Source organism: Lapillicoccus jejuensis, from assembly GCF_006715055.1.
In the GTDB taxonomy this organism is placed as follows: Bacteria; Actinomycetota; Actinomycetes; order Actinomycetales; family Dermatophilaceae; genus Lapillicoccus; species Lapillicoccus jejuensis.
The window spans coordinates 143943-161737 of sequence record NZ_VFMN01000001.1; the positions used below are offsets into that span (position 1 = coordinate 143943).

Genomic DNA, 17795 nt, shown 5'->3' on the forward strand with positions numbered 1-17795 from the left:
GTACGGGAGGCATATCGGGTTCTGGGCGGTGCGGGCGGGATGGGAGACTTCCCGCATGACCACCGACTCGCTGCCGCGCACCACGCGCATCCCCGAGAAGCCCTCCGTCGACGGCCTCGAGGAGAAGTGGGAGCAGGTATGGCGCGAGGAGGCCACCTACAGCTTCGACCGGGAGAAGGCGCTGGCCGGCGGGCGCGAGGGGATCTGGTCCGTCGACACCCCGCCGCCGACCGCCAGTGGCGCGCTGCACATCGGGCACGTCTTCGGCTACACCGAGGCCGACTGCCTGGCCCGCTACCGGCGGATGACCGGGCACGAGGTCTTCTACCCGATCGGCTGGGACGACAACGGCCTGCCGACCGAGCGCCGCGTGCAGAACTACTACGGCGTGCGCGGCGACGCGACCCTGCCGTACGACGCCGCGTTCACCCCGCCCCAGGAGGGTGGCGAGGGCAAGTCCGCCAAGGCCGCCGACCAGGTGCCGGTGAGCCGGCGCAACTTCATCGAGCTGTGCGACGTGCTCACCGTGCGCGACGAGGTGACCTTCGAGGAGACCTTCCGCCGACTCGGGCTGTCGGTCGACTGGGACATCTCCTACCGGACCATCGACGACCGCTCGCGCGCGGTGTCGCAGGCCTTCTTCCTGCGCAACCTCGCCCGCGACGAGGCCTACCAGGCCGAGGCGCCGGGGCTGTGGGACGTGACCTTCCAGACGGCCGTGGCGCAGGCCGAGCTCGAGGCGCGGGACTACCCGGGCGCCTACCACCGGGTGGCGTTCCACCGGGCGGGTGGGGAGCCGGTGCACATCGAGACGACGCGCCCCGAGCTGCTGCCGGCGTGCGTGGCGCTCATCGCGCACCCGGACGACGAGCGCTACCAGGGCCTGTTCGGCACGATCGTGACCTCGCCGATCTTCGGGGTCGAGCTGCCGGTGCTCGCGCACCCGGCGGCCGAGATGGACAAGGGCGCCGGCATCGCCATGTGCTGCACCTTCGGTGACCTCACCGACGTGCAGTGGTGGCGCGAGCTGAAGCTGCCGACCCGCTCGGTCATCACGCGCGACGGCCGGATCCAGCGCGACGTGCCCGAGTGGGTGACGAGCGAGGCCGGCCGCGCGCTGTTCTCCGAGATGGCGGGCAAGACGACGTTCTCGGCGCGCACCGCGGTCGTCGACGCGATCCGCGAGTCGGGGGACCTCGACGGCGAGCCGAAGGCCACGCAGCGCAAGGCAAACTTCTTCGAGAAGGGCGACAAGCCGCTCGAGATCGTCACGTCGCGGCAGTGGTACATCCGCAACGGCGGGCGCGACGAGACCGTGCGCGAGCAGATGCTGGAGCGCGGGCGGGAGCTGGCCTTCCACCCGTCGTACATGCGCAGCCGCTACGAGAACTGGGTCGGCGGCCTCAACGGCGACTGGCTCGTGAGCCGCCAGCGGTTCTTCGGCGTGCCGATCCCCGTGTGGTACCCCGTCGACGAGCACGGCGAGACCGACTGGGAGCACCCGATCGTGCCGGACGAGTCGGCGCTGCCGGTGGACCCCGTGGCCGAGGCGCCCGCGGGCTACGAGGAGGCGCAGCGCGGTGAGCCGGGCGGGTTCGTCGGCGACGCCGACATCATGGACACCTGGGCGACGAGCTCGCTCACCCCGCAGATCGCGGGCGGCTGGCTCGACGACCCGGAGCTGTTCGCCGCGGTCTTCCCGATGGACCAGCGTCCGCAGGGGCACGACATCATCCGCACCTGGCTCTTCGCGACGGTCGTGCGCGCGCACTTCGAGCACGGGTCGCTGCCGTGGCGCAACGCGACGGTCAACGGCTGGATCCTCGACCCGGACCGCAAGAAGATGAGCAAGTCCAAGGGCAACGCGACGACGCCCATCGACATGCTCAAGGAGCACGGCACCGACGGGGTGCGCTACTGGGCCGCGGCCGCGCGGCTCGGGACGGACACCGCGCTCGACACCTCGCAGATGAAGGTCGGGCGGCGCCTGGCCATCAAGCTGCTCAACGCGAGCCGGTTCGCGCTCGGGTTCGGCGCGGTCGACGGGGTGGTGGAGCCGGCCGGGTCGCTCGCCGACCTCGCCGCGCAGGTCACCGAGCCGCTCGACCGCTCGGTGCTCGCGACCCTCGCCGACGTCGTCGACAAGGCCACGGCGGCGTACGACGCCATGGACTACACCCGTGCGCTCGAGGTCACCGAGAGCTTCTTCTGGAGCTTCTGCGACGACTACCTCGAGCTGGTCAAGGACCGGGCGTACGGCGGCCGCGACGAGTCCGCGTCCATCTCGCCCGAGGCGTCCGCGTCCGCGCGGGCCACGCTGCGGGTCAGCCTCGACGTCGTGCTGCGGCTGCTCGCGCCCGTGCTCGTCTTCGCGACCGAGGAGGTGTGGTCGTGGTTCCACGAGCGCACCGGTCGCGACGGCTCCGTGCACCGCGCGGCCTGGCCGACCCGCGCCGAGCTCGGCGCCGGGGTCGACGGTGACCTGGCGGTGCTCGCCGCGGTGGGCGCCGCGCTCGCGGGAGTGCGCAAGGCGAAGTCGGAGGCCAAGGTCGGCATGCGGGCGGAGGTGACGTCGCTCGTCATCGCCGGGCCGTCCGCCGCGCTGGAGGCGGTGCGGTCCGCCGAGGCCGACCTGTCCGCCGCCGGCCACCTCGGCGCCGTGTCGTACGCCGAGGCGGACGCCGTCGAAGTGCGTGACGCGGTCATCGTCCCGCCGCCCCCGCGCGGCTGAACGTTCCTGGACATTATCGGGTCGCCCGATAATGTCCGGCCCCGCCGGAGAACCGTTCTCCGGCGGGGCTCACGTTTCTCCGGCGGAGCGCCGTCGGTCCGGGCGCGCTGCTGACATCCATCAATTGATGGGTTTCAGCGCGCGCCGTGCGGGGCCGCCTGCTGACATCCATCAATTGATGGGTTCCAGCACGCGCCGTGCGGGGCCGCCTGCTGACATCCATCAATTGATGGGTCTCAGCGCACGACGACGCGCACGCCCTCCGGAAGTCCGGTGACCTCCTCGACCGACCCGTCCGCACCCGTGCGCACCGTGACCGACGCGCCGCCGACCCGCAGCCCCCGCACCGTCACCGGACCGAACGTCCGCGACGGCCGCAGCCGCAGCTCGCCGGCCGGTACGTCGGCCTCGACGCCGAGCGCGACGCTCGCGAGCACCGCGGCCGACGCGGCGGACCAGGCCTGGGGGCGGCAGGCGGCGGGGTACGGCGTCGGCGCGTCGCCGAACGGCACGCCCGAGTACAGCTCGGGCCAGCGCCGGCCGAACGACTCCCCCGACGCCACCAGGGTCACGGCGACGCGGCCGGCCTCGTCGGCGAACCCGGCCCGGGCCAGGTTCCACGCGCAGACCGCGGTGTCGTGGGTCCAGATCGAACCGGTGTGGTATCCGATGGGGTTGAAGCCGCCGTTGCCGCGGCCGAGGGTGCGCACGCCGAACCCGTCGAGCAGCTCCTCCCCCGTCAGCGTCGCCGCCACCGCCGCCGACTCCGCGTCGTCGAGCGCGCCGGTGCCGAGCACGTGCCCCATGTTCGAGGCCAGCCCGTCGACCGCGCGCCCCTCGCCGTCGACCGCGAGCGCGAGGTGGCGCCCGGCGTCGGTCGTCACCCAGAACCGTTGCCGCACAGCGTCCTCCAGCTCCACGGCGTGCTTCTCCGCGTCCTCGGCACCCGGCTCGCCGAGCGCCCGCAGCAGCCCGGCCGCCCCCCGCAGCGCCTCGACGGCGTAGGCCTGCGCCTCGACGAGCGCGATGGGTCCCGGCGCGAGCGAGCCGTCGCGACGCCGTACGGAGTCGCCGGAGTCCTTCCAGCCCTGGTTGGCCAGGCCGGTGCCGGTCTCGTCGAGGTAGCGCACCAGCCCGTCGGTGTCGCGGCCCGGCCCGGTCAGCCATCCCAGCGCGGCGTGCAGCGGCTCGAGCAGGTCGCGCACGACCGCCTCGTCCAGCCCCCAGCGCCACGCGTCGACGAGCAGGCTGACCCACAGCGCGGTCGCGTCGACGGTGCCGTAGTAGACCTGCGGCAGCACCATGCCGCTCACCTCGTCGCGGTAGACGTGGCGGCGCAGCTCGTGCGGGATCTTGCCCTGCGCCTCGCCCGTGGCGGGGTCCGTACGACGCCCCTGCCGCCGGGCCAGCGCCCGCAGCGTCCCGGCCGCGAGGTCGGTCCCGAAGGGCAGCACCATCCGCGCGGCCCAGAGCGAGTCGCGGCCGAACAGCGTGAGGTACCAAGGTGTTCCGGCGCCGGCGAAGACGTCGCCGCCCTCGGGGTCGCGCAGCAGCAGGTGGCGCAGGTCGGCCAGGGAGGCCGCCACGAGCGGGGCGACCCGGCGGTCCGCGACGTGCTCGAGCGCCGCCGAGGACCAGTCGACCAGCGACGCCCCCGCGTCGGCGTCGAAGGCCGACGCCCGCCGCCGCGTCACCTCGGCCCGCAGGACGAGGGTGACCTCGCCGCCGGCCGGGACCGACACCCGGGTCGTCAGTGCCGTCACACCGTCGCCGCGCAGCTCGACAGCGTCCGGGGCGGGGTCCTGGCGCAGCCGCGTCGCGTGCCAGTCGTCCTGCCACGAGACGCCGTCGGCCTCGACCTGCGCGGGCAGCAGCGCACCGACCGGCTCCCCCGCCTTGACCTGAGCGAGGTCGAGGCCGTCGGCGCCGGCGAGCCACACGACGTCGGTCTCGACGGGGACGGACGCGCGCGAGCGCACCGTCACCCGCTCGACGAGACCGCCGTCGAGCTCGCGGCGGCGCTCGACCTCGACGGTCGGGTCGGGGCCGAGGTCGCCGAGGCCGCGGGCCGCGCCGAGGAACCCGGCCCCCGACCCGACGACGCGCGACGCGACCGGGCTGGCCGGCTCGCCGCCGACCTCGAGCCGCAGCACGGCGAGGACACGTCGGTCGTCGACGAGCAGCCCCTGGGCGCGCGCACCGTCGGCCTGCGCACCGTCGGCGCGGGGGTCGAGGTCGCCGTCCGGCGCCGAGAGCAGCGTCGCGTTGCCGGCCACGACCACGGCCAGCTCGTGCAGCCAGGGCTGGCGCAGCGGGTCGGACGAGGGGGCGGCAGCGGAGGGCACGCGGGGCCTTTCGGTCGTGACGGGGGTCGCCGGGAGGGTCCGGACACACCGGGAGAGGCGCGGGAGGCTTGACGACCTCCACGACCGTAGAGCATGCTCGACCGCGTTGGAACGTTCAAACGTCGGCGATTTGAACGATCACACCGCACCGACGAGCAGCCACCGCGACGACGCGAGAGGAGGTCCGATGTCCGAGCCGAGCCCCGCCTCGACCGCCTCGACCGCCGCCTCGCGCGCGACCATCGTCGACGTCGCCAAGGCCGCCGGGGTGTCGCGCCAGACGGTGAGCAACGCCCTCAACCGCCCGGACCGGGTCGCCGCCCCCACGCTCGAGCGCGTCCTCGATGCCGTCGAACGGCTGCGCTTCACCCCGATGGTCTCGGCCCAGCAGCTGCGCCGGCAGCGGGCCTCGGCCGCGGGTTTCGAGGTCAACCCCTCGCACCAGGGCCGCCTCGGGCACATCCTCGACGAGTTCCTCGTCGAGCTGACCGTCGACGCCCCCCGCCACGGCATCCACGTCGTCGCCTTCGCGCCCGACCCCACCGACGTCGTCGCCGGCTACCGGCAGACCCTGGCCAGCGGCCTCGTCGACGGCTTCGTCCTGGCCGACACCCGGCACGGCGACCCGCGCCCGGACTGGCTGCTCGCCCACGAGGTCCCGTTCGTCTCCTTCGGCCGGGTCTGGGACCGGCCCGAGCTGACCCGGTGGGTCGACGTCGACGGCCGCGCCGGCCTGCGGGCCGCCGTCGCCCACCTCGCCGACCGGGGCTACGTCCACGTCGGCTTCCTCGGCTGGCCGGCCGGCTCCCCCGTCGGCGACGACCGCCGAGCCGGCTGGGTCGACGGCCTCGCGGCCGCCGGCCTCACCACCTCGCCCGACGAGGCCGAGGAGGCGGTGCAGGACCTCGACGAGGCGACCGGCGCCGCCGGCCGCCTGCTCGACCGGCTGGGCGCCGTACGGCGTCCCGCGGGGAGCACCGCCGTCGTCTGCGCCTCCGACCTGCTCGCCCTCGGCGCGCTGCGCGCGGTCCGGGCCCTCGGCCTCGAGCCCGGCCGCGACGTCGGCGTCGTCGGCTTCGACGACACCGATGTGGCCGCGGCCATGCAGCTGACGAGCGTCCACCAGCCGGTCGCGGACGCCGCCCGCGCGGCCTGGCGGATGCTGCTCGCCCCCGCCGGCACCCCGCCCGTCGCGCAGCTGCTCGAGCCCACCCTCACCGTCCGCGCCAGCAGCACCCCCGGCTGACCACCACCCGACCTCCCCCGACCTCCACACCGCAGCACCCCACCCCGATCCCCCGCCACCCCGGCGGGCCACGAAGGAGACACCATGTCGACGAGGACCCCTCGGCCCCGGACCCTGCGGCTGGCGCTCATCGCCTCCACGGCGGGCGCGCTGGCCCTGACCGCCTGCTCCGGCGGCGGTGGCTTCGACTCCGGCAGCGGCGGCGGCCAGACCCAGGCCGCCGCCAAGGGCCCGGTGACGATCACGTTCATGATCACGTCCAACGGCCCCGCCGACGTCAAGCTCCAGCAGGACGTCGTCTCCGGCTGGGAGAAGAAGACCGGCAACAAGGTCAACGTCGTCGCCGCGTCGGACATCAACCAGCAGCTGACCCAGGGCTTCGCCGCCGGCTCCCCGCCGGACCTGTTCTTCACCGACGCCAACGTGTTCCCGACCTACGCCAAGGCCGGCAACCTGGTGGCCTACGGCGACCAGGTCACCGCCAAGGACGACTTCTACCCCGGCCTGGTGAAGACCTTCACGTACGACGGCAAGTTCTACTGCGCGCCCAAGGACTCCTCGAACCTCGCGCTCGTCGTCAACACCGACATGTGGAAGGCCGCCGGCCTCACCGACGCGGACGTGCCGAAGACCTGGGCCGACCTCGAGACCGTCGCGAAGAAGCTCACGCAGGGCGACCGCAAGGGCCTGGTCATCGGCGACACCCGCGACCGCATCGGCGCCTTCATGAAGCAGGCCGGCGGCTGGATCGTCAACGACGACCAGACCCAGATGACGGCGAACAGCGACGCCAACCTCACCGCCCTCAAGGAGGTCCAGAAGCTCCTGCAGAGCGGCTCCACCGCCTTCCCCAAGGGCGTCGACTCCGGCTGGGGCGGCGAGGCGTTCGGCAAGGGTCGCGCCGCGATGACCATCGAGGGCAACTGGATCAAGGGCGCCCTCAAGTCCGACTACCCGAACGTCAAGTACGCCGCCTACGAGCTGCCCGCCGGCCCCGCCGGCAAGGGCACGCTGAGCTTCACCCAGTGCTACGGCGTCGCGTCGGCCAGCAAGAACCAGGCCGCCGCCATCGACCTGGTCAACTACCTCGAGACCGACGCCCCGTCGCTGCAGCTGGCCAAGGGCCTGGGCGTCATCCCGCCGCTGAAGTCGGCCGAGGCCGGTTACAAGGCCGAGTTCCCCGACGACAACGGCTTCCTCGCCGGCTCGTCGTACGCGCAGGGTCCCGTCACCGTCGCCGGCATGGACCCGGTCCTCAAGGACTTCGACTCGCAGATCGGCTCGCTGCAGACCGGCGACCCGAAGGCCATGCTCGACCGCCTGCAGAAGAACGGCGAGGCCGTCCTCAAGTGAGCCGGACCACCAGCGCCCGAGCGGGCGAGACCCGCTCGGGCTGGCTGTTCGTCACGCCCGTCGTCGTCATCCTCGGGCTGTTCCTCGTCGCGCCGATCCTCATGGCGTTCTGGGTCAGCCTGAGCGACTGGGCCGGCCGGGGCTCGCCCCTCTCGGGCGCCGTCACGTTCGTCGGCGGGCAGAACTACACCGACCTGCTCGGCCAGGACTCGTTGGCGCGCAGCGACTTCGCGACGTCGATCCGCAACAACTTCTACTACGTCCTGCTCGTCGTGCCCCTGCAGACGGTGCTCGCCCTCGGGCTGGCGCTGCTGCTCAACCAGCGCCGGCTCAAGGGTCTGAGCTTCTTCCGGACGTCGTACTACTTCCCCACCGTCACCAGCTCGGTGGCGATCGGCTCGGTCTTCCTCTTCCTCTTCGCCGGCAGCGGCTCGGTCAACGCGCTGCTCAAGCTCGTCGGGGTGTCGGGGCCGAACTGGTTCGCCGACCCGCGCGGGCTGCTGCACCTGCTCCTCGGGGCGGTCGGCGTCGGCAACGGCGACGAGCAGGGCCCGGCGGCCCTCACCGACCACGGGTTCCTCAGCCTCAGCTGGTGGGACTGGCTCGCCGGGCCGTCGGTCGCGATGATCACGATCATCGCGCTCGTCATCTGGGTCTCGGCCGGCGCCTACATGCTCATGTTCCTCGCCGCCCTGCAGAACATCCCGGCCGAGGTCTTCGAGGCGGCGGCCATCGACGGGGCGAGCACGTGGCGCCGTACGGTCTCGGTGACCATCCCGCTGCTCAGGCCGACGCTGTTCACCGTCCTCACCCTCGGCCTCATCGGCACGTGGCAGGTCTTCGACCAGATCTACGTCATGAGCAAGGGCAACCCGAGCAAGACGACCCTCACCCCCGCCTACCTCGCCTACGACTCCTCGATCAACCAGGGCGCGTGGGGCCAGGGGACGGCGATCTCGTTCGTGCTGTTCGCGATCATCCTCGTCATGACGGGGATCCAGTCGTGGATCCTGCGCGACCGCGACAAGCCCCGACGACGCCTCGGCCGCGCCCAGCGCGGCGGCGCCGGCACCGGCGGCGACGTCGGTGGGTACCTCGCGACCGCTGGGAGGCAGCAGCGATGAGCCAGACCACCAGCCGCACGACGCCGTACGGCGACCCGCAGGACGCCGGACCCGCGGCCACCCGCGCGGCGGCACCGCCGCCGGACGAGGCCAAGCGCCGCGTCGGCAAGATCGTCGGCTACGTCCTGCTGACCCTCTTCGCCCTGGTCTACCTCTTCCCCTTCGTCATCCAGGTGGGGACGAGCTTCAAGACCGACCCGGACGCGACGAACAGCCCGCTCAACCCCATCCCGTCGGCGTTCACGACGCAGGCCTACCAGCAGCTCTTCCAGCAGGACTTCGGGCTGTGGTTCACCAACTCGGTCATCGTCGCGGTCGTCGTCACCGCCGGGCGCGTCTTCTTCGACTCGCTCGCCGGCTACGCCCTTGCGCGGCTGCGGTTCCGCGGCCGGCAGGCCATCTCGCTCGGCATCATCGCGACGATGGCGGTGCCGGGCGTGGTCCTGCTCATCCCGAAGTTCCTCATCATCAAGCAGCTGGGGATCTACGACACGTACGCCGGGATGATCGTGCCGCTGCTCGCCGACGCGGCCGGCGTCTTCATCATGAAGCAGTTCTTCGAGACGATCCCGGTCAGCCTCGAGGAGGCCGCCAAGCTCGACGGCGCGGGCATCTTCCGCACCTTCTGGTCGGTCGTGCTGCCGGTGGCGCGCCCCGCGCTCATCACCATCACGATCCTGTCCTTCCAGAGCTCGTGGAACGAGCTGCCGCACTTCCTCGTCTCGAGGCAGAGCCCCGACCTCAACACCCTGACGACCGGGGTGGCGGGGCTGCTGACGGGGGCGCTGGGGGCGGGCAACCGCTACCCGCTCAAGCTCGCGGCCGCCGTGCTCATGACGATCCCCGTCGCCGTCCTCTTCTTCGTCTTCCAGAAGCGGATCATCGGCGGGTCGCTCGAGGGCGCCGTCAAGGAGTGACACGCGCGGGCACCGTCCCGTGACGCTCCCCCGGGGCCGCAGGCCCCGGGGGTAGCGTGCCGCCCATGGGGACCGGGGACGGGGTGCGCGGACCGTCGCGGCTCGACGTCCCCCGCCGTACGGCGGTCCTGGCCGGCCTCGGCGCGCTGGCCCTCCTCCTGCTCGTCCTCGCGGTGGCCGGCGGACCGGTCGACGTCGTCACCGGCTCGGGCAGCCTCGGCGGCACGGCCGCCGCACCACCGCCGGTCACCCCGACGAGCACGACGCAGACCCCCACCCCGACGGCGTCCGGTGGCGACCTCGCCCAGCAGCTGCCGTCGACCCCGCCCGCGCTCGGGGCGGCGATCCGAGCCCTGCTGCTCGTCGCGGTGGTCGTCGCCGCCGCCCTGCTGCTGCGCTGGCTGTGGCGGGTGGTGCCGCGCTACCGCTCCCGCGTCCAGACCGGGACCGTCGCCCTCGAGCCGCCCGAGGCCGACCCCGAGGACATCGTCGCCGGGGCGGACCAGCGCCTCGCGCTGCTGCTCGACGGGGAGCCGCGCAACGCCATCGTCGCCTGCTGGGTCGACCTCGAGACGGCGGTCGAGCGGACCGGGCTGGAGCGTCGCCCGTCCGAGACCCCGACCGAGCTGACCCGTCGCGTCCTCGCCACCTGGGAGGTGTCCCCGCGCCACCTCGACCGGCTCGCCGAGCTCTACCGCGAGGCCCGGTTCTCCCGGCACCCGCTCCACGAGGGCCACCGCGAGGCCGCCGTCCACCACCTCACCGCCCTGCACGACGACCTGCGCCGAGTGGCGCAGCGGCTCGCCGACGAGCGCGAGCGCCGACGGGCGACGCAGGCGGGGGTGGCCGGGTGAGCCGCCGCGTCCTGCGCGTGCGCGGGTGGACCGGCGTGCTCGGGTGGTCGGCCCTGGCCTACGTCGCCACCGTCGTCGTCCTCACCCTGCTCGACGTCCAGGTCTCGCTCGTCCTGCTGGCCGGGGTCGTGGGCGCGCTCGTCAGCGTGGTCGTCTGGGTCGACCACGGCGGGTTCACGACAACGGACCCGACGTGGCCGACGGCCACCGTCTCGACGCGCGGGCTCGGGCGCGGGTCCGACCACCGCACGGCGGCGCGGGGGCAGCGACTGGCCGGCGCCCCCGGCGCCGCGCCGGACGTGCGCGCCCACCTCGCCGCCGAGCTGCGCGCCGACCTGCTGCCGGCCATCGCCTCGCGCAGCCTGCGCGTGCACGGCCTCGACGCGACGAGCGACCCGCGGCTGCTGGCGCTGCTGCCGCCGACCCTCGCCGACGTCGTCGCCCTCCCCGCCGACGAGCGCCTGCTCGACCCGGCGCACCTGGACCGGGTGCTCGCCGACCTCGACGCCCTCACCCCGGAGCGCGCCCACCCGCCGACCCGACCCGACCGACCGACGGAGCAGCCGTGAGCACGCCGTACGCCGAGACCCCCACCCCGACGCCGTACGGGGTCGCCGAGACCACCGCCCTCGCGGGCCGCGTCCTCGACGAGGTGGGCCGCGCCGTCGTCGGCAAGCGGCAGCCGCTCACCCTCGTGCTCGCGGCGGTGCTCGCCGGCGGCCACGCGCTGCTCGAGGACTACCCCGGCCTGGGCAAGACGCTGGCCGCCCGGTCGCTGGCGACGACCCTCGGGCTGGGCTTCACCCGCGCGCAGTTCACCCCGGACCTGCTGCCCGGCGACCTCACCGGGTCCTTCGTCTACGACCAGCGCGCGGGCGACTTCGACTTCCGCCCCGGCCCGGTCTTCACGGGGCTGCTGCTCGCCGACGAGATCAACCGGACGCCGCCGAAGACCCAGTCGGCGCTGCTCGAGGCGATGCAGGAGCGGCAGGTCACCGTGGAGGGGCGCACCTTCGCGCTGCCGCGGCCCTTCCACGTGCTGGCCACGGCGAACCCGGTGGAGTACGAGGGCACCTACCCGCTGCCGGAGGCGCAGCTCGACCGGTTCCTGCTGCGGGTCTCCTTCGGCTACCCCACCGAGACCGAGGAGCTCGACGTGCTGCGCGGGCGGATGGCCCGGCGCCGCGAGGAGGTCGCGCTCGAGCCGGTCACCGACCCCGCCGGGCTGCTCGGCATGCAGGCCGCCGTCGAGTCGGTCGAGGTCGACGACAGCATCGCGCGGTACTGCGTGGCCCTCGCCGGCGCGAGCCGCACCCACCCGCAGGCGCTCATGGGCGCCTCGCCGCGCGGGTCGCTCGCGCTGCTGCTCACCGCCCGGGCGTACGCCGTCGTGTCGGGCCGGGACTACGTCACGCCGGAGGACGTCAAGGCCGTCGCGCCGGCCGCCCTCGCGCACCGGATCACCGTGCGGCCCGAGCTGTGGATGAGCAACGTCTCCGGGGCCAGCATCGTGCGCAGCCTGCTGTCGACGGTCACCGCGCCGGCCGCGCTGGAGGCGCGTCGGTGAGCCGGGGGGTGGGGCGGTGAGCGACGTCCCCGCGGGGTCGGGTCCCCAGGAGCTCCGCCGCGAGCTGCCGGCGTGGGTCCCGACCGCCGCCCAGGGGCGCGCGGTCGCCGTGAGCGGCCTGGGGCTGCTCGTGGCCGTCCTCGCCCACCGCGCCGACGTCCTCGTCCTCGTCACCCCGCTGCTGCTCGTCGCCGCCTGGGCCCGGCTGGCGCGGCCGAGCGGGACGCCGACGGTCGTCACCCGGCTCGGTCGCCGCACCGCCCCCGAGGGCACGGTCCTGCGCTGGGACGCCGCCGTCGAGCTGCCCGCGCACGCCGAGGACGCCGTCGTCGGCCTCGCCCCGTCGCTCTTCGTCGAGGACGGGCTGGTGACCGGGAGCCGGGGCCTGGCCCGCGAGGACGCCGTACCGCCGCCGGACGACCCCGAGCCAGGCGACACGAATCGGATTCGGCCCGCTCGGCTCGCGTCAGGACCCGAGCCGAGTGAAGCGAATCCGATTCGGGTCGACGACGGGACCCGCGTGGTGCGGACGGCGGCGGCGGTCCGGCTGACCCGGTGGGGACGCCGCACGGTCGGGCCGGAGGCGGTGCTCGTCCTCGGCCCGTTCGCCGGCTACCGCAGCGGGCCGGTCGAGCTGACCGCCCGCGACGCCGTCGCCCTGCCCGCGTCGTCGACCTTCGACGGGACCGCCCCGCTCCCCCACCCGGAGGGGCTCGTCGGCGTGCACCGCTCGAGCCGGCAGGGCAGCGGAGGCGAGTTCGCGACGCTGCGGCCGTTCCAGCCCGGCGACCGGCTGCGACGGATCCGGTGGCCCGTCTCGCTGCGCACCGGCACGCTGCACGTCGCGACGACCTTCGCCGACCAGGACACCGCCGTGGTCCTCGTCGTCGACGCCTTCAGCGACCTCGGCCCGCGCGAGGGGGTCGACGGCCGGGCGACCAGCCTCGACCTCACCGTCCGGGCGGCCGCCGCCGTCGCCGCCCACCACCTCGGGGCCGGCGACCGCGTGGGGCTGCGGGTCGTCGGCTCCAGCACGGTGCGGCGGCTGCCGACCGCCTCCGGCTCGCGCCAGCTGCGCCGCGTCCTCGACTCGCTCGCCGCGCTCGAGGCGGCGACCGAGCGCGTCGACGACGGCGAGTGGGCGACCGCGGGGATCCCCTCCGGCGCCCTCGTCGTCGTGCTGTCGCCGCTCGTCGACCCGTCGATGGTCGCCGCCGTCGGGCGGCTGGGCTCGCGCGGTCTCACCACCGTCGTCGTCGACACGATGCCCGAGCACCTGTGGGAGCAGCAGGACGACCCGTACGCCGCCCTCGCCTGGCGGCTGCGACGCGTCACCCGGTCGGCCCAGCTCGACCGGCTCTTCGACCTCGGCGTCCCCACCGTGCCGTGGCGCGGGCCGGGCAGCCTCGACGCCGTCCTGCGCGACCTGTCGCGCCGGACCCGCGCGCCCCGGGTGGCCCGCCGGTGAGCGCGTCGACCGCCCCGCGCCGCGCCGGGTCCGTGCGCCTGGCCCGTCTCGGTCGCTCGTCGGAGTACGCCGGCCACGGTCTCGTCCTCGCGGCCCTCGTCGTCCTCGCCCCCGTCGGGCTGCTGCTGTGCGGGATCGCCGCCGGCGGGTCGCTGCCGTGGTGGACGCTGCTGCTCGCCCCGCTGCTGCTGCTCGTCGTGCCGCGGACGGGGACGCTGCTGCCCGGCGGCGTCGCCGCGCTGCTCGTCGCCCTGTGGGTGGTCACCGTCCCGGGGCCGGTGACCTGGTGGGCGCTGCCGGCCGCCGCCTGCCTGCTGCTGCTGCACCTGGCCGCGGCGGCGCTCGCCTCGACCCCGACGACGCTGACCTGGCCCGCCGCGTCGGTGCGGCGGTGGGGGCGTCGTACGGGCGCGGTGGTCGGCGCGACCGCCGTCGTGGCCGCGGCCGTCGACCTCGTGCACCGGGTCGCGGTCCCCGGGTCGGTCGCCGTCGGCGCGCTCGCGCTGGTGGTCGTCGCCGCCTGGCCGTGGGTGGCGCGCACCCCGGGCGGCGACTGACCCCCACAGCGTCCGCACCCGTGGGGCACCGGTGCCTCGTCGGTGCGGACGTCAGGGGGCGGGGAGCACGACGCACCAGGGCCTCGACCAGCCCGCGACCGCGAGCCGGCCGGCGACGAAGCCCGCGGTGTCGAGCGCGGTCACCGTGCCCGCGGCGGGGTCGTAGAGGTCGGGACCCCCGCCCGCACCGGGCAGCAGGAGGGTGACGTGCCGGGGCAGGCTCCGGCTCCCCACGTAGAGCAGCGCCGGACGGTCGGCGGCGAGCCGCTCCCCCAGCCGGGCCAGCAGCGCCCGCCGTCGACCGCGGCCGACGCGGCACCCCACGACGGCGTACGGCGTCCCGGGCCGCGACGCGCCGTGCTCGAGCTCGCGACGGGCGCCCCACGGCGGGGTGCCGAGCGCACGCGGCCACGGCGGCTGGAGCCGGCCGCCCGGCCCGAGCGGACGGGTCGTGCGCCGCAGCGTCAGCTGCTCGGCCTCGGCGAAGCGGGCGTCCTCGCTGCCCAGCTCGGGCAGGAACGCGGCGCCGCGTCGCTCGCCGGTGCGGACCCAGTCGGCGAAGCGGGGGTCGGCGAGCATCCGCGCGACGGTCAGCGACGCCGACCCGCAGGTCGTGCCGCTGTGCTGGACCGGGGCCGGGTCACCCCTCCTGAGCCGGTACGGCGCCCCGTGGTCACCCACCGTCCGCCACCCGCCTCCCGGTCCTGCGCCTCGCGGCTACGCGCTCTCCTTGCGCTGCGTGCGCCGGGGCCGGCTCGGCACCGCGGCGTCGCGTCGCACGATGGTGGGCAGCACGTTGTCCAGGACCACCTCGCGGGAGACGACGACCTTGGCGATGTCGTCCTCGCTCGGCACGTCGAACATCACGGGGAGCAGGACCTCCTCCATGATCGCGCGCAGGCCGCGGGCACCGGTGCCGCGCAGCAGCGCCTGGTCGGCGATGGCCTCGAGCGCGTCGGTGGTGAACTCGAGCTCGACCCCGTCGATCTCGAACATCTTCTGGTACTGCTTGCTCAGCGCGTTGCGCGGCTGGGTGAGGATCTGCACCAGCGCGTCGCGGTCGAGCGGGCTGACCGTCGTGATGACGGGCAGGCGGCCGATGAACTCGGGGATGAGCCCGAACTTCATGAGGTCCTCGGGCATGACGTCGTGGATCGACTCGGCGAGGTCCTTCGGCGTGTGCAGCTGGCTGCCGAAGCCGAGGCCCTTCTGTCCGTTGCGCGACTCGACGAGCTTCTCCAGGCCGGCGAACGCGCCGCCGACGATGAAGAGCACGTTGGTCGTGTCGATCTGGATGAACTCCTGGTGCGGGTGCTTGCGCCCGCCCTGCGGGGGCACCGACGCGGTCGTGCCCTCGAGGATCTTCAGCAGCGCCTGCTGCACGCCCTCGCCGGAGACGTCGCGGGTGATCGACGGGTTCTCGCTCTTGCGGGCGATCTTGTCGACCTCGTCGATGTAGATGATCCCCGTCTCGGCCTTCTTGACGTCGTAGTCGGCGGCCTGGATGAGCTTGAGGAGGATGTTCTCGACGTCCTCGCCGACGTAGCCCGCCTCGGTCAGCGCCGTCGCGTCGGCGATGGCGAAGGGGACGTTGAGCATCTTGGCCAGCGTCTGCGCGAGGTAGGTCTTGCCGCACCCGGTCGGGCCGATGAGCAGGATGTTGCTCTTGGCGATGTCGACGTGGTCGGCGTCCTTGCGACCCGCCGCCGCCTCGCCGGCCTGGATGCGCTTGTAGTGGTTGTAGACCGCGACGGCCAGCGCCTTCTTGGCGACGTCCTGCCCGACGACGTAGTTCTGGAGGAAGTCGAAGATCTCGCGCGGCTTGGGCAGCTCGTCGAGGCCCAGCTCGGACGACTCGGCGAGCTCCTCCTCGATGATCTCGTTGCACAGGTCGATGCACTCGTCGCAGATGTAGACCCCGGGGCCGGCGATGAGCTTCTTGACCTGCTTCTGCGACTTGCCGCAGAAGGAGCACTTGAGCAGGTCGCCGCCGTCTCCGATACGTGCCACGTGCGGGTCCTCCAGTGCTCGGTGCCGCCGGTCGGACCGACGACGGTGGGCGGATGCGCAGACGGTACTCGTCCGCACGGTGCTGCGTTGTCTATTACACGCGCTCCCCCGACGTGGGCGTACACCGGGGGCGCCGGTTCCGCTGACGGCGGAAGCGACGGGGCGCCGTACGGGAGATCGTCCCGTACGGCGCCCCCTTGAGCAGGTTGCCGCGCCCGTCTCGCCGTACGGCGACGGCGACGCGACCGTGGCGCGGGCGGCTCAGCGCTGCAGCGAGGCCTTGCGCGAGGTGAGCACCTCGTCGATGAGGCCGTACTCCTTGGCCTCGGCGGCGGACATGATCTTGTCGCGCTCGATGTCCTCGTTGACCTGCTCGGGCGTGCGCCCGGTGTGCGAGGCCAGCGTCTCCTCGAGCCAGGTGCGCATCCGCAGGACCTCGTTGGCCTGGATCTCGATGTCCGAGGCCTGGCCGTAGTCCCCGCCACCCAGCGCCGGCTGGTGGATGAGGATGCGGGCGTTCGGCAGCGCGAACCGCTTGCCCGGCGCCCCGGCCGCCATGAGCACCGCGGCCGCGGACGCGGCCTGCCCGACGACGAAGGTCTGGATGTCGGGCCGGATGTACTGCATGGTGTCGTAGATCGCCGTCATGGCGGTGAACGAGCCACCCGGGCTGTTGATGTACATGAGGATGTCGCGGTCGGGGTCGAGCGACTCGAGCACGATCAGCTGGGCGATGATGTCGTCCGCCGACGCGTCGTCGACCTGGACGCCGAGGAAGATGATCCGGTCCTCGAACATCTTCGTGTAGGGGTCGAGGCGCTTCATGCCGTACGAGGTGCGCTCCTCGAACTGCGGCAGGATGTAGCGGCTCGAGGGCGCCGGCACGTGCAGGCCGCCCCGGTCGCGGACGTACGGGAAGGTGCTCATGGGGCTCTCCTGGTCGTTGCGGCCGGTCACTTGGACCCCTCACCGGTGAGCGGGGCGTCGGTGGACGGGCGGCCCTCGGCCTGGGCGGCGCGGGTGAAGACCGCGTCGACGAAGCCGTACTCCTTGGCCTCCTCGGCTGTGAACCAGCGGTCGCGGTCGGAGTCGCGCTCGATCTGCGCGAGCTCCTGGCCCGTGTGCTGGGCGATGAGCTCGGCCATCTGCTTCTTGATGTGCAGCATCTGCTCGGCCTGGATCTTGATGTCGCTGGCCGTGCCGCCGATGCCGCCGGACGGCTGGTGCATCATCACGCGGGCGTGCGGGGTCGCGTAGCGCTTGCCCGGGGTGCCGGCGCTGAGCAGGAACTGCCCCATCGAGGCGGCCATGCCCATGGCGACGGTCGCGACGTCGTTCGGCACCCACTGCATGGTGTCGAAGATCGCCATGCCCGCGGTCACCGAGCCGCCGGGGCTGTTGATGTAGAGCCAGATGTCCTTCTCCGGGTCCTCCGCGGCCAGCAGCAGCATCTGCGCGCAGATGGCGTTGGCGTTGTCATCACGGACCTCGGAGCCGAGGAAGATGATCCGCTCCTTGAGCAGACGGTTGTAGATGTGGTCGTCGAGACCACCGGGCATGCCGTCGCCGGCGGCGACGACGTCACTCATGCGGGCCACTGGGCTCTCTTCTCTTTCTCGGGGC

At 73.7% G+C, this 17795-nt stretch carries 15 protein-coding genes; 10 read left to right on the top strand and 5 right to left on the bottom strand.

Annotated elements, in window-relative coordinates:
- The first annotated feature begins 55 nt into the window (after positions 1-55).
- A complete protein-coding gene (valS, locus tag FB458_RS00630) occupies positions 56-2731 on the top strand; it encodes a valine--tRNA ligase (RefSeq protein WP_141845862.1) in 2676 nt (891 codons plus the stop codon).
- Between the two features lie 236 nt (positions 2732-2967).
- Here valS and FB458_RS00635 read toward each other — a convergent pair whose 3' ends face one another.
- Positions 2968-5076 (bottom strand): amylo-alpha-1,6-glucosidase, encoded by a 2109-nt coding sequence (locus FB458_RS00635; protein WP_141845864.1) that lies wholly within the window; start codon positions 5074-5076, stop codon positions 2968-2970.
- Between the two features lie 187 nt (positions 5077-5263).
- Between FB458_RS00635 and FB458_RS00640 the strand changes: the two genes are divergently transcribed.
- The 9 genes from FB458_RS00640 (at position 5264) to FB458_RS00680 (ending at position 14162) form a co-directional block, all read left to right on the top strand.
- Complete coding sequence (locus FB458_RS00640) at positions 5264-6322, top strand: LacI family DNA-binding transcriptional regulator (RefSeq protein ID WP_141845865.1); 1059 nt, start codon at positions 5264-5266, stop codon at positions 6320-6322.
- A gap of 84 nt (positions 6323-6406) precedes the next feature.
- Positions 6407-7675 carry a sugar ABC transporter substrate-binding protein gene (locus tag FB458_RS00645; protein ID WP_141845867.1) on the top strand — a complete coding sequence of 423 codons (1269 nt, stop codon included), beginning with the start codon at positions 6407-6409 and terminating at the stop codon, positions 7673-7675.
- Positions 7672-8799 carry a carbohydrate ABC transporter permease gene (locus FB458_RS00650; protein WP_246060993.1) on the top strand — a complete coding sequence of 376 codons (1128 nt, stop codon included), beginning with the start codon at positions 7672-7674 and terminating at the stop codon, positions 8797-8799. The genes FB458_RS00645 and FB458_RS00650 overlap by 4 nt, the downstream gene beginning before the upstream one ends.
- Entirely contained in the window at positions 8796-9716 is a 921-nt protein-coding gene (locus tag FB458_RS00655) for a carbohydrate ABC transporter permease (protein ID WP_141845869.1), read from the top strand. Before FB458_RS00650 ends, FB458_RS00655 begins: the two co-directional genes overlap by 4 nt.
- A gap of 65 nt (positions 9717-9781) precedes the next feature.
- Positions 9782-10570, top strand: coding sequence for a DUF4129 domain-containing protein (locus tag FB458_RS00660; RefSeq protein WP_141845871.1), 789 nt, complete (start codon positions 9782-9784; stop codon positions 10568-10570).
- The gene (locus tag FB458_RS00665) at positions 10567-11139 is read left to right on the top strand and encodes a hypothetical protein (protein WP_141845873.1); all 573 of its coding nucleotides are present in this window, start codon (positions 10567-10569) and stop codon (positions 11137-11139) included. The genes FB458_RS00660 and FB458_RS00665 overlap by 4 nt, the downstream gene beginning before the upstream one ends.
- The gene (locus FB458_RS00670) at positions 11136-12137 is read left to right on the top strand and encodes an AAA family ATPase (RefSeq protein ID WP_141845875.1); all 1002 of its coding nucleotides are present in this window, start codon (positions 11136-11138) and stop codon (positions 12135-12137) included. The genes FB458_RS00665 and FB458_RS00670 overlap by 4 nt, the downstream gene beginning before the upstream one ends.
- Before the next feature lie 16 nt (positions 12138-12153).
- The gene (locus FB458_RS00675; RefSeq protein ID WP_141845877.1) at positions 12154-13605 is read left to right on the top strand and encodes a DUF58 domain-containing protein; all 1452 of its coding nucleotides are present in this window, start codon (positions 12154-12156) and stop codon (positions 13603-13605) included.
- The gene (locus tag FB458_RS00680; protein WP_141845879.1) at positions 13602-14162 is read left to right on the top strand and encodes a hypothetical protein; all 561 of its coding nucleotides are present in this window, start codon (positions 13602-13604) and stop codon (positions 14160-14162) included. Before FB458_RS00675 ends, FB458_RS00680 begins: the two co-directional genes overlap by 4 nt.
- A 51-nt stretch (positions 14163-14213) precedes the next feature.
- Here FB458_RS00680 and FB458_RS00685 read toward each other — a convergent pair whose 3' ends face one another.
- The 4 genes from FB458_RS00685 to FB458_RS00700 all read right to left on the bottom strand — a co-directional run bounded on the left by FB458_RS00685 (position 14214) and on the right by FB458_RS00700 (position 17761).
- Complete coding sequence (locus FB458_RS00685; RefSeq protein WP_141845880.1) at positions 14214-14843, bottom strand: hypothetical protein; 630 nt, start codon at positions 14841-14843, stop codon at positions 14214-14216.
- A 36-nt stretch (positions 14844-14879) separates the two neighbouring features.
- The gene (gene clpX / locus FB458_RS00690; protein ID WP_141845882.1) at positions 14880-16172 is read right to left on the bottom strand and encodes an ATP-dependent Clp protease ATP-binding subunit ClpX; all 1293 of its coding nucleotides are present in this window, start codon (positions 16170-16172) and stop codon (positions 14880-14882) included.
- 261 nt (positions 16173-16433) lie between these two features.
- The gene (locus FB458_RS00695) at positions 16434-17099 is read right to left on the bottom strand and encodes an ATP-dependent Clp protease proteolytic subunit (protein ID WP_141845884.1); all 666 of its coding nucleotides are present in this window, start codon (positions 17097-17099) and stop codon (positions 16434-16436) included.
- 26 nt (positions 17100-17125) lie between these two features.
- On the bottom strand, positions 17126-17761 hold the full coding sequence (locus FB458_RS00700; protein WP_281286072.1) for an ATP-dependent Clp protease proteolytic subunit: 636 nt from the start codon (positions 17759-17761) through the stop codon (positions 17126-17128).
- Positions 17762-17795: the final 34 nt, after the last annotated feature.